General features: G+C 71.4%; 10 protein-coding genes. 6 read left to right on the plus strand and 4 right to left on the minus strand.

Going from position 1 to position 15,666, the window contains the following annotated elements; genetic code table 11:
• The first annotated feature begins 35 nt into the window (after nt 1-35).
• Complete coding sequence (gene pepN / locus ABT123_RS19260; RefSeq protein ID WP_351315730.1) at nt 36-2,600, plus strand: aminopeptidase N; 2,565 nt, start codon at nt 36-38, stop codon at nt 2,598-2,600.
• Nucleotides 2,601-2,762: 162 nt separating this feature from the next.
• On the plus strand, nt 2,763-3,728 hold the full coding sequence (locus ABT123_RS19265) for a putative endonuclease domain-containing protein (RefSeq protein WP_351315733.1): 966 nt from the start codon (nt 2,763-2,765) through the stop codon (nt 3,726-3,728).
• Here ABT123_RS19265 and ABT123_RS19270 read toward each other — a convergent pair.
• Both ABT123_RS19270 and ABT123_RS19275 read right to left on the minus strand, forming a co-directional pair.
• Nucleotides 3,704-4,627: a pyridoxamine 5'-phosphate oxidase family protein gene (locus ABT123_RS19270; protein ID WP_351315736.1), complete on the minus strand. Its 924-nt coding sequence runs from the start codon at nt 4,625-4,627 to the stop codon at nt 3,704-3,706. The genes ABT123_RS19265 and ABT123_RS19270 overlap by 25 nt on opposite strands.
• Nucleotides 4,627-5,079, minus strand: coding sequence for a VOC family protein (locus ABT123_RS19275; protein ID WP_351315739.1), 453 nt, complete (start codon nt 5,077-5,079; stop codon nt 4,627-4,629). Before ABT123_RS19275 ends, ABT123_RS19270 begins: the two co-directional genes overlap by 1 nt.
• Before the next feature lie 115 nt (nt 5,080-5,194).
• Between ABT123_RS19275 and ABT123_RS19280 the strand changes: the two genes are divergently transcribed.
• Both ABT123_RS19280 and ABT123_RS19285 read left to right on the plus strand, forming a co-directional pair.
• Nucleotides 5,195-5,755, plus strand: a complete 561-nt coding sequence (locus ABT123_RS19280; protein WP_351315742.1) for a CGNR zinc finger domain-containing protein — start codon at nt 5,195-5,197, stop codon at nt 5,753-5,755.
• 262 nt (nt 5,756-6,017) lie between these two features.
• Entirely contained in the window at nt 6,018-9,347 is a 3,330-nt protein-coding gene (locus ABT123_RS19285) for a S8 family serine peptidase (RefSeq protein WP_351315745.1), read from the plus strand.
• A gap of 81 nt (nt 9,348-9,428) precedes the next feature.
• Here ABT123_RS19285 and ABT123_RS19290 read toward each other — a convergent pair whose 3' ends face one another.
• Nucleotides 9,429-10,934, minus strand: coding sequence for a M28 family metallopeptidase (locus ABT123_RS19290; RefSeq protein WP_351315748.1), 1,506 nt, complete (start codon nt 10,932-10,934; stop codon nt 9,429-9,431).
• A 268-nt stretch (nt 10,935-11,202) separates the two neighbouring features.
• On the opposite strand from ABT123_RS19290, the gene ABT123_RS19295 reads away from it, so the two are divergent.
• A complete protein-coding gene (locus ABT123_RS19295) occupies nt 11,203-12,231 on the plus strand; it encodes an aspartate-semialdehyde dehydrogenase (RefSeq protein WP_351315751.1) in 1,029 nt (342 codons plus the stop codon).
• A 59-nt stretch (nt 12,232-12,290) separates the two neighbouring features.
• Here the strand turns inward: ABT123_RS19295 and ABT123_RS19300 are convergent, their stop codons facing one another.
• Nucleotides 12,291-12,806, minus strand: coding sequence for a DUF1203 domain-containing protein (locus tag ABT123_RS19300; RefSeq protein WP_351315754.1), 516 nt, complete (start codon nt 12,804-12,806; stop codon nt 12,291-12,293).
• Between the two features lie 139 nt (nt 12,807-12,945).
• Between ABT123_RS19300 and pepN (ABT123_RS19305) the strand changes: the two genes are divergently transcribed.
• A complete protein-coding gene (gene pepN / locus ABT123_RS19305; RefSeq protein ID WP_351315757.1) occupies nt 12,946-15,528 on the plus strand; it encodes an aminopeptidase N in 2,583 nt (860 codons plus the stop codon).
• Nucleotides 15,529-15,666: the final 138 nt, after the last annotated feature.

Below are 15,666 nucleotides of genomic sequence, written 5' to 3' on the forward strand. Positions count from 1 at the left end.
GAACCCAGAAGGCGAGATCGCACGAAGGAGTGCCTGTGCCCGGAGAGAATCTGTCCCGTGACGAGGCCCGTGAGCGGGCCGAGCTGCTGAGCGTCGACGGGTACGAGGTGGTCCTCGATCTGCGGTCCGCGGCCGACGAGGCCGAACCGGCCGAGGGCCCGCGCACCTTCCGCTCGGTGACCACCATCCGCTTCCGGTCCGCCACCCCGGGCACCGCGACCTTCGCCGACCTGATCGCCCCCTCGGTCAACACGGTGACCCTCAACGGCCGGGAGCTGGACACCGCCGCCGTGTTCGACGGGGCCCGGATCGCGCTGGCCGACCTGGCTTCCGAGAACGTCCTGGTCGTGGACGCGAACTGCGCCTACAGCCGCACCGGCGAGGGCATGCACCGGTTCGTCGACCCGGAGGACGGCGAGGTCTACCTCTACACCCAGTACGAGCCGGCCGACGCCCGCCGGGTCTACGCGAACTTCGAGCAGCCGGACCTGAAGGCGCCCTACCGCTTCGAGGTGACCGCGCCCGAGGGCTGGCAGGTGTGGAGCAACGGCGCCGAGGAGTCCCGCTCCGAGGACGGGCTGACCCGCCGCTTCGCCGAGACCGCGCCCATCTCCACGTACATCACCTGCGTGGTGGCGGGGCCGTACCACTACGTCACGGACACCTACACCCGCGGGGACCTGACGATCCCGCTGGGCGCCATGTGCCGCAAGGGGCTGGCCAAGCACTTCGACGCGGACGACATCTTCCTCGTCACCAAGCAGGGCTTCGACTTCTTCCACGAGAACTTCGACTACCCGTACCCCTTCGGGAAGTACGACCAGGCCTTCGTGCCCGAGTACAACCTCGGCGCGATGGAGAACCCGGGCATGGTCACCTTCCGGGAGGAGTACATCTTCCGCGGGAAGGTCACCCGGGCGTCCTACGAGCGCCGCTGCAACACGATCCTGCACGAGATGGCGCACATGTGGTTCGGCGACCTGGTCACCATGAAGTGGTGGGACGACCTGTGGCTGAAGGAGTCCTTCGCGGACTTCATGGGCTCCTTCTCGCAGGTCGAGGCCACCCGCTTCGACCAGGCCTGGGTGACCTTCGCCAACAACCGCAAGGCCTGGGCCTACCGGGCCGACCAGCTGCCGTCCACCCACCCGATCACGGCCGACATCCGTGACCTGGAGGACGCCAAGCTCAACTTCGACGGCATCACCTACGCCAAGGGTGCGGCGGTGCTGAAGCAGCTGGTCGCGTACGTCGGGCGGGACGCGTTCCTGGAGGGCGCGCGCCGCTACTTCAAGGCCAATGCGTACGGGAACACCACGCTGGACGACCTGCTGTCGGTGCTCGGCGAGGTGTCCGGGCGGGACATGGCCGGGTGGTCGCAGGCCTGGCTACAGACGGCGGGCGTGAACGCGCTGACCCCGGCGGTCACCTACGACGCGGCCGGCCGGGTGGTGGAGCTGGCCGTCCTCCAGGAAGGCAGCGAGCTGCGCCCGCACCGGGTCGGCGTGGGCCTGTACCGGCTGGAGCCGGACGGCTCGCTCGGCCGGTACGCGCGGGCGGAGGCGGACGTCGCCGGTCCGCGCACCGTGATCGCGGATCTGGCGGGGGCCGCCCGCCCGGACCTGATCCTGGTCAACGACGAGGACCTGACCTACTGCAAGATCCGTTTCGACGAGGGCTCGCTGGCCACGCTGCGCCGGCACCTGGGCTCGGTGACGGACCCGCTGGCGCGGGCGCTGTGCTGGTCGGCGCTGTGGAATCTGACCCGGGACGGGCTGATGCCCGCCCGGGACTTCCTCTCGCTCGTCCTGGCCTTCGCCGGGCGGGAGTCGGACGTCGGCGTGCTCCAGATGCTGCACGCGCAGGCGCTGGGCGCGGTCACCCACTACGCGGCGCCGGCCTGGCGCGAGCAGGGCGGGCGGGAGCTGGCGGCCGGCGCGCTGCACGAGCTGCGGCTGGCCGAGCCGGGTTCCGAACACCAGCTGACCTGGGCCCGGTTCTTCGCGGCGAGCGCCTCCTCGGAGGGGGACTTCCAGCTGCTGCTGGGCCTGTTGGAGGGCACCGCCCGGATCGACGGCCTGGAGATCGACCAGGAGCTGCGCTGGGACCTGCTGCTGCCGCTGGCCGCGCACGGCGCGGTGGACGAGGGCGTGCTGGCCGCGGAACTCTCCCGCGACGACACGGCGTCGGGCAAGCGGCACCACGTACGGTGCATGGCGGCGCGGCCGTCGGCGGCGGTGAAGGACCAGGCGTGGGCCGCGGTGGTCGAGTCGGACGCGCTGTCGAACGCGCTGGTCGAGGCGACGATTGCGGGCATGCAGCAGCCCTCGCAGCGGGGGCTGCTGGCGCCGTACGTGGAGCCGTACTTCGCCGTGCTGGAGCGGGTGTGGGCGGAGCGCTCCATCCAGATCGGCATGGACGTGGTCCGCGGTCTCTTCCCGTCCCTGCAGGACGACGAGGGGACGCTGGCGGCGGCCGATGCGTGGCTGTCGGCGCATCCGGCTGCGGCGCCGGCGCTGCGGCGGCTGGTGCTGGAGGCCCGCGACGACCTGGCCCGGGCCCTGCGCGCCCAGGCCTGCGACGCGGCTGCCTCGGCCTGACCGGGGCCGTCTTTCTGTACCCGCGCCCGGCCTCCGAGCCGGGCGCGGGGCTGCACCTACTCGGCAGTCGAACGTCCGTACTTTAGCTCCGGCTTGTCCTGTTTTGGCGACGGCCGTGTAACACGGGTTAGCGGACCCGCACCGGCCGGGAATCCCAGCCGCATGAACCACAACACCCCCCTCCCCCTCCGCCACCTCGCCGGCACCGGTGGCCGTCCCCGGGTCCTGAGCCTCGCGCAGCTCCGCGAGCACGGCGTCACCCCCGCCGACGCCGCCGAGCGCCCCTGGCAGCAGATCCTGCCCGGGGTCTTCCTCCTGCACGCCGGTCCGGCCACCAGCGAGGAGCGGCTGCACGCGGTCCTGCTGTACGCCGGGCGCCGGGGCGGGGAGGCGATGATCACCGGGCTCGCCGCGCTGGCCCTGTACCGGTTCACCGCTGCTCCGCCGCTGCTGGCCCTGCAGCACATCGACGTCCTGGTGCCGAGCACCCGCCGGCTGCGGTCGGCCGGCTGTGCCCGGCTGGTGCGGGCGCAGGCCCCGCCGCGGCCGAACGAGGTGACCGGGCTGCCGGTCGCCCCGGTGGCCCGGGCGGTGGCCGATGCGGTGGCCCAGCTGACGGACGCCGGTACGGTCCGCCGGCTGCTCAGCGAGGCCGTCCGCGGCGGGCACTGCGAGCCGGCCGCGCTGGTCCGTGAGCTGACGGCGGCCCGGCTGCTGAACCGCCCGCACGTGGTGGACGCCGTGGAGTCGCTGGTGGCCGAGGGCCGGGGCATCGCCGAGGACCGGCTGTACGACATGGTGCGCAGGTACCAGCTCCCGGAGCCGGTCTGGAATGTGGACCTGCGGGTCCCGGGCGGCCCGCACCTGGGCGGGGTGGACGCCTACTGGCCCGACTTCGGGGTCGCCGTGGAGCTGGACACCCGGGCCCCCCGTCAGGGCGAGGACGAGGAGTGGTCGGAGTACGCCCGCAGGCGGGAGGCCCTGGAGCGGCTCGGGGTGACCGTCATCCACATCACCCCGCGCAAGCTCCGCGACCATGCCGAGCAGCAGGCCGCGGTCGTCCGGACGGCCCTGACGGCCTCCGGCGACCGCGACCCGGCCGGCTACCTCGTCGTACTCCCCCGGTGAACCGGCGGATTCGCCGGGGAGTATTCGGGGGCGCTCCAGCGCAGCCGCCCGGCCGGGAGGCTCTCGATCACCGACTCGACCGCGAAGACCACGGTCCGCTGCCCGTCCGCCCCGAACTCGGTCCGGGCCCGGCCGCTGAGCTGGAGCACCGCCCCGGTCTCCCAGTCCGGGAACAGCAGCCCGGCCCGAGGATCGGCGGCCAGGTTGCCCAGGGTGAGGAACATCCCGTTCCCCGGGTAGTCCGGCCAGGCCAGTTCGTGTGCGGAACGCACCTGAACGAACCCCGGGTTGCCGCCCCGGTGGCCGGCGTCCACCCCGTCCTCGGCGGTGGTCGCGATGAAGAAGGTGTCCGCGGCCCGGATGGTCCGCAGCTGGCCGGGGTCGAGCGCACCCCCGTGGCGCACGTCCCCGGATCCTTCCGCGACCGCATCCAGCGGCTGCCGTTTCTGCAGGTACTTCGGGCAGTTGGCGAATACCTGCTCTGCCAGGACGGAGAAACCGCCGGGAGCAGGCGCCGCAAGCGTGCCGTTGAGCCTCATCCGGCGCCGGGTCCGCGGGTCGAGGGCGATCGTGCCCACCGGCAGCCCGGGGACCGTGAGCGCCCCGGCCAGCGGGTCGCCGTCCGGGACCCGGCCCGCGACCTGCATCCGACGGGGGCCGACGGCCCGGAGGAATCCGGGCGCGCCGTCCACCACTGACGCCCAGACCAGGCCCTCCCGGTCGGCCGCGCCGATCACCAGGAACGGCTGCTGGGCCAGGAAGGCGGCGGCGACGTCCCGGATCTCCTCGCCGATGGAGCGGCCGACATGGTCGGCCAGATCCCGGACCCCGACCCGGTCCTGCACCGCGCGGGCGCCCGGATGATAGGCCCGGACCGCCTCGTTGATCGTCCCGTTCACTAGAAGAACCCGCAGGTGGGAGCCGCGTCGACGGGCGCGGGAGCGCCTTCGGCACCGGTCGGGGCGGAGATCTCCAGCCGGATGCCGTCGGGGTCGTGGAAGAAGATGCCGCCGGAGGCGGCCCCCTCGCCGTGGGCAACGATCCCGTCGTACGCGAAGTGGACGCCCAGGGCGCGCAGCCGGACCTCGTACTCCCGGACCTCCTCGATGTCCGCTGCCGACAGCGCCAGGTGGTGCAGTCCCGCGGCGGCCGGGGCGAAGGCGCCGTCCGCCTGTTCCCACAGGGTGAGGGAGAGCTCGCCACCCTGGCCGAGAAGCGCAAACCGGCGGCCGTCCTCCTTGCCCTCGGCCAGCAGATCGAACCCGAGGACGTCCCGGTAGAAGCCGAGCGACCGGGCGAGATCGGTGACGTTCAGTCCTACGTGGCCGGTGCGGAGCGTGTTTGTGGTCATGACGGGTCCCTTCCCCTTGGGCGCCTAACCTTCTAAATCCAATTTAAGGGTTAGAGAGATCATCGTCAACCGGTCACGTATTCTTGAGCGGTTAGTACGCAACGGAGGCAGCAGGATGACAGCGACCGACCCCCGCCCGCTGACCGGAGAGCCGGTGGCGCTGGACCTGCTGAACACCCGCTGGATGGAGGGCGGCGAGCCGCAGGACCTCTTCGCGGGCGCGGCCGGACTGAGCCGGGTGGCGGGGCTGGCCGTCTGGCTGGGCGCCAACGGGCTGGCGGACCGGTTCCGCGCCGACGCGGCCACGCTCGTACACCTGCTGACCGCCCGCGAGGCGATCGCCCGGGCCGTCGCCGATCCGGCCGACCCCAAGGCCTGCGCCCTGATCGACGGGGTCCTTAGGCACGGCCGGATCCGGCTCACCCTGACCGCGGAAGGCCAGGGCGAGCGGGCCGAGTTCGCCGATCCGGCCTGGGGGCCGGCCTGGATCGCAGCCCGGGACTACCTCGGCCTGCTGACCGCCGCCCCGGACCGGATCCGCCGGTGCGCCGGGGAGGGCTGCGTCCTGCACTTCCACGACGTCTCGCGCAACGGCACCCGGCGCTGGTGCTCGATGGCCGCCTGCGGCAACCGGGCCAAGGCCTCGCGGCACTACGCGCGCACGCGCGAGCGCTGATCGCGCGGAAGTTGTCACACCCCGGTCGGAGATCGCTCCGCCCCGGACATCAAAGAGTCGATAAATCGGCTCACCAGCACCCCTGGCTCGTGCGGGTATGACCCGGTACGGCCGCCCTGGCGCATCCCGCGCGCTGGCGAGAGTCCGCCATGTCCCCACCCGTTATCCGGCAACCCTCCCCACACAGCTGTCAATTAGGCAAAGCTGACCGGTCATCCGGCACCGAAATCCGGACCGTATCTTTCACATACCAGGGATGCTGATGACCCTCGAATCCCCCGGCTCCATACCCGGCGCCAGACGCACCGCCCGCGTCGCCGCCGCTGCCGGCCTGGTGGCCGCCCTTGTGGCCGCCGGCGCAGTGCCCGCCTTCGCGGCGGGCATGGACGACGGCCCCGGCAGCGGCACGCCGACCGCTCCGGTCAAGTCCGCCGAGCAGAAGCTCGGTTCGGCCGATGTCGAACTCCTCCAGAAGGCCCAGGACAAGGGCGAGAAGACCGTCACCGTGATGGTCGCCACCGCCCCCGGCGAGACCGAGCAGGTCGCGCAGCAGCTCGACGCCGTCCAGGGCGGCTCGGTGGGCCAGACGTACGACAAGATCGGTTACGTCCGCGCCACCCTGCCGACGGACAAGGCGGAGGCCGCGCTCAAGGCCGCGGCCAAGCTGTCCTCCGTGCACGGGATCGACCTGCGGCACGAGATCCAGCTCCCGGACCCGCGCCCGGAGGCCGACGGCGCGTCGGGCACCGCCAAGCGCACCGCCGAGACCTACCCGGCGCCCGGCAAGGACACCCCGGCGAAGAACCCGTACAACCCGTCCTTCGAGACGGGTGCGGTGGAGTTCGTGAAGAAGAACCCGCAGGCCGACGGCCGCGGCGTGACCATCGGCATCCTGGACTCGGGCGTCGACGTCGGCCACCCGGCCCTCCAGACGACCACCACCGGCGAGCGCAAGATCGTCGACTGGGTGACGGCCACCGACCCGATCACCGACGCGGACGGGACCTGGCGCGCCCAGATCACCCCGGTCACCGCCGCGGGCGGCACCTTCACCGCGGGCGGCCAGAGCTGGAAGGCTCCCGAGGGCAGCTTCCAGTGGAGCCGGTTCAGCGAGTCGATCACGGCCACCGGTGACATGAAGGGCGACGTCAACCGGGACGGGGACACCACCGACCGGTTCGGCATGCTCTACGACGCCGCCGCCGGCACCGTCCGCGTCGACACCGACCAGGACGGCGACTTCACCAACAACGAGCCGATGAAGCCGTACAAGGACGGCTACCAGATCGGCTACTTCGGCACGGAGAACCCGGCGACCGAGGTCGCGGACCGGATCCCCTTCGTGATCCAGATCCGCAAGGACGTCCCGATGGACCCGCTGGGCGGGGACTGGGTCGGCAAGAAGGCCGACTTCGTCAACATCGGCATCATCGAGTCCGAGCACGGCACCCACGTGGCCGGCATCACCGCCGCCAACAGCCTGTTCGGCGGCAAGATGAACGGCGCCGCCCCCGGCGCCAAGCTGGTCTCCTCGCGCGCCTGCTCCTGGTCCGGCGGCTGCACCAACGTGGCGCTGACCGAGGGCATGATCGACCTGGTGGTCAACCGCGGCGTGGACATCGTCAACATGTCCATCGGCGGTCTGCCGGCCCTCAACGACGGCAACAACGCGCGGGCCGAGCTCTACACCCGGCTGATCGACACCTACGGCGTCCAGCTGGTCATCTCGGCCGGCAACTCGGGCCCGGGCCTCAACACCATCGGCGACCCCTCGCTGGCCGACAAGGTCATCAGCGTGGGCGCCTCGGTCTCCAAGGAGACCTGGGCCGCCAACTACGGCTCCGCGGTGGCGAAGAAGTACAACATGTTCAACTTCTCCTCGCGCGGACCGCGTGAGGACGGCGGGTTCACCCCGACCATCAGCGCCCCCGGTGCCTCGATCAACACGATCCAGACCTGGCTGCCCGGCGCGCCGGTCGCCGAGGCCGGGTACCAGCTGCCGGCCGGCTACGGCATGCTCCAGGGCACCTCGATGGCCTCGCCGCAGGCGGCGGGCGCCAGCGCCCTGCTGATCTCGGCCGCCAAGCAGCAGAAGGTCGCGCTCACGCCGGCCGTCCTGCGTACGGCGCTCACCAGCTCCGCGAAGAAGATCGACGGCGTCCCGGCGCACGCCCAAGGCTCCGGTCTGATCGACATCCCGGCGGCCTGGGAGTCCGTGCAGCGCGGCGCCAAGGCCAACGACTTCACCGTCAAGGCCCCGGTCGACACCGCGATCGACCAGTTCCTGAAGACCCCGGGCTTCGGCGCCGGCCTGTACGACCGCGAGGGTGGCCTCAAGGTCAACCAGAAGAAGGTCTACGACGTCGTCGTCACCCGCACCACCGGCGTGAAGTACGGCACCCGGCACAACCTGAGCTGGCGCCACAACGACGGCACCTTCAAGGTCATCGGCGGCTACGACTACGTCACCCTGCCGCTGAACAAGCCCGTCACCATCAAGGTCGAGGCCAAGGCCGGCTCGGCCGGCGTGCACAGCGGCATCCTGCAGCTGGACGACGAGACCACCGAGGGCATCGACAAGCAGATCCTGGCCACCGTCGTGGCCTCGGCTCCGCTGGCCAAGCCCGGGTACGGCTTCTCGAACAGCTCCTCGGTGCAGCGCAACAGCCACACCTCGTACTTCGTCACCGTCCCGCAGGGCGCCAAGTCCCTCGAGGTCGCGCTGAGCGGCCTGGGTGCCGACAGCCAGACCCGGTTCATCGCGATCCACCCCTACGGTGTCCCGGTCGACCCGACCTCGACGGTCAACTGCTACCCGAACTACAACAACCCGGCCAACACCTGCCGCCCCGACCTGCGCTCGTACCCCGACCCGCAGCCCGGCGTCTGGGAGATCGAGGTCGAGGCGCGCCGCACCTCGCCGCTGCTGGACAACCCGTTCAAGCTGGACGTGGCCGTCCTGGGCACCGCCTTCGACCCCGCGGTCAAGGTGCTGCCCGAGGTGAAGCAGGGCACCCCGGCGCCGGTCCAGTGGACCGTCAAGAACGACTTCGCCGGCATCACCGGCGGCAAGCTCAAGGGCGGCGCGCTCGGCTCCGCGAAGGTCGCCAAGCCGACCATCTCCGAGCACGAGACCCAGAGCAGCACCGTCACCATCGGTGAGGGCGTCTCCCGTCTGGACATCGCCATCGGCAACGTCTCCGACGCCGCCGCCGACCTGGACCTCGAGGTCCTCAAGGACGGCGTGAAGGTCGGCTCCTCCGCGGACGGCGACTCCGAGGAGTCGGTCAGCCTGGCCAACCCGGCCGCCGGCACCTACACCATCCAGGTCGTCGGCTACGCGATCCCGGCCGGCACCACCACGTACGACTACCGCGACGTGTTCTTCTCGGCCGCCCTGGGCTCCGTCCAGGTCGACGAGACCGCCGCGGTGAACCTCGGCAACGGCGCCTCCGCGCCGATCTCGGCCAACGTCCTGGTGAACAGCGCGGCCCCCGAGGGCCGTCAGTTCTTCGGCCAGGTCCAGCTGCTCAACGCCCGCGGCACCGCCGCCGGCACCGGCAGCGTCCAGATCGAAAAGGTCACCCCGTAACGGTGTGACGGCATGACCGCATGACAAAGGGGCCGGTGCTCGCAACGAGCACCGGCCCCTTCTGCGTATCTGCCTACCTGCCTACTTGCGGAGCGAGCTGAGGTCCTGCGCGTAGGTGCCGACCGCGTGGGCGATGACGTCGACATTGGTGTCGAAGACCTTGAGGTCCAGGTTCTTCAGGGTGTCGCCGGCCCCGTGGTAGTTCGGGTCGTACGGCTGCCCGGCCGTGCCGCCGTACCGCTTGGCCTGCTCCTCGGTCTTGATGCCCTCGGCGCCGGTGAAGGTGCCGCCGGCCGGGATGCCCTGGGCGATGAACGGGCCGTAGTCGGAGCGGCCGTCGAAGTCGGTGCCCTCGTGGGGCTTGCCTTTCCGGTCGAGGAAGCCGTTGATCAGGGACTCGATCTGCGCGGAGCCGGCCGGACCGGCGCCCGCACCGGTCTTGTCCGAGTCGTCGCCGTCGTAGACGAACTGGACCGGGTTCGGCGAGGCGATCATGTCGAAGTTGAGGTACAGCGCGATGTTCTTCTTCTGCTGTTCGGACAGCTGCGCCACATAGTGCTCGGAGCCCAGCAGGCCCAGCTCCTCGCCCGACCACCAGGCGAACCGCACCTTGTTGGCGGGCCGCTTGGTCTCCTTGGCCAGCTTGAGGGCGACCTCCAGCAGGCCGGCCGAGCCGGAGGCGTTGTCGTTGATGCCGGGGCCCTCTGCGACCGAGTCCAGGTGGGCGCCGACCGTGACCACCTTGTCGGCGCGACCGCCGCGGGTCTCGGCGATCACGTTGCGGGTCGTCCGGGCGACGTGCTCCTGGTCGAGGTCGAGGCGGACCTTCACCTCACCCTTGGCGGCGGCTGCGGTCAGGGCCTCTCCGTCGGCGAGGGTGATGCCGGCGCTGGGTATGAGCCCGTCGGCCGGCGCGGAGAAGCCGCCGCGGACCGGGGTGGTGCCGCTGTGGTTGTAGACGATGACGCCGAGGGCGCCGGCCGCGTGGGCCGCCCGCTGCTTCTCCACGAAGGTGCAGGCCCCGCGCTTGACCAGGGCGATCTTGCCGGCGAAGGCTCCGGCCGGGTAGTCGGCGGCGTCGCAGCCGGGGGTCTCGTCCACCCGGGCCAGGGCGATCGCAGCGGTCAGGCCGCCGGCCGGGGTGTTCTTGGTGAAGTCGAAGGCGGCCGTGGCCAGTTCACGGTCGGCGGCGCCCCCGCTGCCGAGGACGGTGGTCTTCTCCGTCTTCGTCTTCGCCTCGTGGAAGGTGAAGTCCTGGTACGAGACCTGGTAGCCGGCCTTCTTCAGGGTGTCGTGGACATAGGCGGCGGACGCCTCGTGGCCGGGGGTGCCGGCGGCCCGGTTGCCGCCGTTGGCGTCGGCTATGCGCTGGAACGCGGCCAAGTGCCGGTAGGCGCTGCGGCCGGAGGACTCCTCCACCAGCTCCTTGGCGAGCTTCCGGGCCGCCCTCTCCGGGTTCTGGTGCGCGGCGGCGGGCGTGGCGGTCAGCAGGACCGGGGCCGCGAGGGCGGCGGTGACGGTGGCAGCGAGGACCGCTGTGGTGCGGCGGCTGTGGCGGTTGTGGCGGCTCTGGCGGTGGGCGCGCACGGTGGATCTCCCCCAAGGTCGGTTCGTTCTTCGGACGCCGCGTCCGCATAGCGGTCACGGCCGAATGGAACGTAACCAGCCCCCACCTGCAAAAACAGCCGATTTCAGGCCGTGCAACACACTCGCCACACACTTGTCACACCCCGTGGCGTTCCTCCGGCGCACCACCGATCGTCCGTACTGCGGACAACGGATTGGACAAGCCTGCCGGGGTCACACGCATGATGGAGCAGGCTTGCCCCAGCTGTACGTACCAGAAGGAGTCACCGTGAGGGTCGGAATCGTCGGAGCCACCGGACAGGTCGGCAGCGTCATGCGCGGCATCCTCGCCGAGCGCAAGTTCCCGGTGGACGAGCTGCGGCTGTTCGCCTCGGCCCGGTCGGCCGGCTCGACGATCGAGTGGGAGGGCCGCGAGATCGCCATCGAGGACGCCTCCACGGCGGACTACGCGGGCCTCGACATCGTGCTCTTCTCCGCGGGCGGCGCCACCTCCAAGGCCCTCGCCGAGAAGGTCGCCTCCCAGGGCGCCGTGGTGATCGACAACTCCTCCGCCTGGCGCAAGGACCCCGAGGTCCCGCTGGTCGTCTCCGAGGTCAACCCGCACGCGATCAAGAACCGCCCCAAGGGCATCATCGCGAACCCGAACTGCACCACGATGGCCGCGATGCCGGTGCTGCGCCCCCTCCACGAGGAGGCCGGCCTGACCGCGCTGGTCGCCACCACCTACCAGGCCGTGTCCGGCTCCGGCCTGGCCGGTGTGGCCGAGCTCAAGGCCCAGGCCTGTGCGGTGTCCGAGGCGGCCGACCAGCTGACCTTCGACGGCGAGGCGGTGGACTTCCCGGAGCCCGGCGTCTACAAGCGCCCGATCGCCTTCAACGTGGTCCCCCTCGCCGGCAACCTGGTCGACGACGGCTCCTTCGAGACCGACGAGGAGCAGAAGCTCCGCAACGAGTCCCGCAAGATCCTGGAGATCCCGGAGCTGAAGGTCTCCGGCACCTGTGTGCGCGTCCCGGTCTTCTCGGGCCACTCCCTCCAGGTCAACGCCCGCTTCGACCGTCCGATCAGCGTGGAGCGCGCCTACGAGCTGCTGGCGGACGCGCCGGGCGTCCTCCTCTCGGAGATCCCGACCCCGCTCCAGGCTGCCGGCAAGGACGCCTCGTACGTCGGCCGGATCCGCGTGGACGAGACGGTCGAGAACGGCCTCGCGCTGTTCCTGTCGAACGACAACCTCCGCAAGGGCGCCGCGCTGAACGCGGTCCAGATCGCCGAGCTGGTCGCCGAGGAGCTCAAGGGCTGACCCGGCTTGACCCTAGAAGGGGCGGCACCTCGACAGAGGTGCCGCCCCTTCGCGCGTCCTCAGGGCCTGCGGACCTCGAAGAGGAAGCAGCCGAACTCCGCCGCGCGGAGGTGCACCAGGGCCACCTCGGGGTCGGCGAAGGCCTCGTCGAGGGCGGCGTCGATCACTTTGCCGGGCTCCGTTCCCAGGTCCAGGACCCGGCCGCCCAGGATCCGGCCGTCGGCGCTGTAGCGGCGGGCGATGCGCTGGCCACCCGGGTGGGCGAAGGGCCAGCCGGCCCGGTCCGGCGCGTCCGGGTCCGGGTCCGGGCCGCCGCAGTCGGCCGCGTGGATGAAGACCGGGCCCTGTTCGTCGTACGCGCCCGGGTCCACGCCGGTCCCCGCCGCCCAGCGGCGCAGCGGGGCGTACGCGACCAGCGCGATCCGGTCCCCTGGCACGGACGGCCGCAGACAGCAGCGCAGCGGGGCGCCGCCCTCCTCGTCGGTGTACGGGCGGCAGGGGCGGCCGGCGTCGTCCCGGTCGCGGAGTGCGGCGAGGCCGGCCGGGGTGACGGCCAGCGGAATGTAGGTGGTCATGGGCTCCAGGGTGCGGGCCGGGACGGGGCAAAGCTGGCGGAAATCGGACGTCGCGTTCGCCCGTGGGTTAGTCAGGCGCGATGGGGCGCCCCGCGTGGAAGGATGTCGGGGCAACGTCACCATCAAAGGAGATGAACGCGTGCCTGGCACGAACCTGACCCGTGAAGAGGCTCAGCAGCGGGCGAAGCTGCTCACCGTCGACTCGTACGAGATCGAGCTCGATCTCAGCGGTGCGCAGGAGGGCGGCACCTACCCCTCCGTGACCACCGTGCGCTTCGAGTCCGCGGAGGCGAATGCCGAGACCTTCATCGACCTGGTCGCGCCGACCGTGCACGAGGTCGTCCTGAACGGCAAGGCGCTCGACGTGGCGGCGGTGTTCCGGGACTCCCGGATCGCGCTGGCGGACCTCGCGGCCGGAGCGAACGAGCTCAAGGTGGTCGCCGACTGCGCGTACACCAACACCGGCGAGGGCCTGCACCGGTTTGTCGACCCGGTCGACCAGCAGGCCTACCTGTACACCCAGTTCGAGGTGCCGGACGCCCGCCGCGTGTTCGCCTCCTTCGAGCAGCCCGACCTGAAGGCGACCTTCCAGTTCACCGTGAAGGCCCCGGCGGGCTGGACGGTCATCTCCAACTCGCCGACGCCGAAGCCGGCCGACAACCTGTGGGTGTTCGAGCCGACCCCGCGCATCTCGACGTACATCACCGCGCTGATCGTCGGCCCGTACCACGCCGTGCACAGCTCCTACGAGGGCCCGGACGGCCAGACCGTCCCGCTCGGCATCTACTGCCGGCCCTCGCTGGCCGAGTTCCTCGACGCGGACGCGATCTTCGAGGTCACCCGGCAGGGCTTCGACTGGTTCCAGGAGAAGTTCGCGTACGACTACCCGTTCGCCAAGTACGACCAGCTCTTCGTCCCGGAGTTCAACGCCGGCGCGATGGAGAACGCGGGCGCGGTGACCATCCGCGACCAGTACGTGTTCCGGTCGAAGGTGACGGACGCGGCGTACGAGGTGCGCGCCGAGACCATCCTCCACGAGCTGGCCCACATGTGGTTCGGCGACCTGGTCACCATGGAGTGGTGGAACGACCTCTGGCTGAACGAGTCCTTCGCGACCTACACCTCGATCGCCTGCCAGGCCTACCACCCGGACTCGAAGTGGCCGCACTCGTGGACCACCTTCGCGAACTCCATGAAGACCTGGGCGTACCGGCAGGACCAGCTGCCGTCCACCCACCCGATCATGGCGGAGATCCGCGACCTGGACGACGTCCTGGTCAACTTCGACGGCATCACCTACGCCAAGGGCGCCTCGGTGCTGAAGCAGCTCGTCGCCTATGTCGGCATGGACGAGTTCTTCACCGGCGTGCAGTCCTACTTCAAGGCGCACGCCTTCGGGAACACGCGGCTGTCGGACCTGCTGGGCGCGCTGGAGGAGACCTCCGGCCGTGACCTGACCGCCTGGTCGAAGGCCTGGCTGGAGACCGCGGGCATCAACATCCTGCGCCCGGAGATCGAGACGGACGCGCACGGGGTGATCACCTCCTTCAAGGTCCGCCAGGAGGCCCCGGCCCTGCCGGCCGGCGCGAAGGGCGAGCCGGTGCTGCGCCCGCACCGGATCGCGATCGGCTGCTACTCGCTGGACGGCGCGAGCGGCAAGCTGGTGCGCGAGCGGCGGGTGGAGCTGGACATCTCCGCCGCCGAGCTGACCGAGGTGCCGGAGCTGGTGGGCCACCACCGGCCGAACGTGGTCCTGCTGAACGACGACGACCTGTCGTACGCGAAGGTCCGGCTGGACGCGGAGTCGCTGGCGGCGGTCACCGCGCACCTGGGCGACTTCGAGGCCTCGCTGCCGCGGGCCCTGTGCTGGGCCTCGGCCTGGGACATGACCCGGGACGGCGAGCTCGCCACCCGCGACTACCTGGCGCTGGTCCTGTCCGGCATCGCCAAGGAGACGGACATCGGCGTGGTGCAGTCCCTGCACCGGCAGGTCAAGCTGGCTCTCGACCTGTACGCGGACCCGGCGTGGCGGGACACCGGTCTGGCCACCTGGACGGAGGCCGCGCTGGAGCAGCTGCGCGCGGCTGCTCCGGGCAGCGACCACCAGCTGGCGTGGGCGCGGGCGTTCGCGGCCACCGCGCGCACGGAGGCCCAGCTGGACCTCCTTGCCGCCCTGCTGGCCGGTACGGAGTCGGTCGAGGGCCTGGTGGTGGACACCGAGCTGCGCTGGGCGTTCCTGGAGCGGCTGGCGGCGACCGGGCGGGCGGACGAGCCGGAGATCGCGGCGGAGCTGGAGCGGGACGCGACGGCGGCGGGCGAGCGGCACGCGGCCACCGCGCGGGCGGCGCGTCCGACGGCCGCGGCGAAGGCCGAGGCCTGGGCCTCGGTGGTGGAGTCCGCGGACCTGCCGAACGCGGTCCAGGAGGCGGTGATCGGCGGCTTCGTCCAGACCGACCAGCGCGAGCTGCTGGCGCCGTACGCGGAGAAATACTTCGCGGCGGTCAAGGGGATCTGGGACACCCGCAGCCACGAGATCGCGCAGCAGATCGCGGTGGGCCTGTACCCGTCGCTGCTGGTGTCGCAGGACACGCTGGACGCCACGGATGCGTGGCTGGCCTCGGCGGAGCCGAACGCTGCGCTGCGGCGGCTGGTGTCGGAGTCGCGCGCGGGCATCGAACGCGCCCTCCGCGCCCAAGCAGCAGACGCAACCACCACCTCCTGACCCCGGGTCCCGGCGCCCCGGCCCGCTTAGGCGAGCCGGGGCACCGGCGTTTCCGCTGCGCGGAGCTGTTCCCCACCCCGCCCCTTCCCGAAACCGGGGCTCCGCCCCGGACCCCGTGGGGATGCCCGGGCTTCGCCC

It is taken from the genome of Streptomyces sp. NPDC002054 (genome assembly GCF_040296685.1).
In the GTDB taxonomy this organism is placed as follows: Bacteria; Actinomycetota; Actinomycetes; order Streptomycetales; family Streptomycetaceae; genus Streptomyces.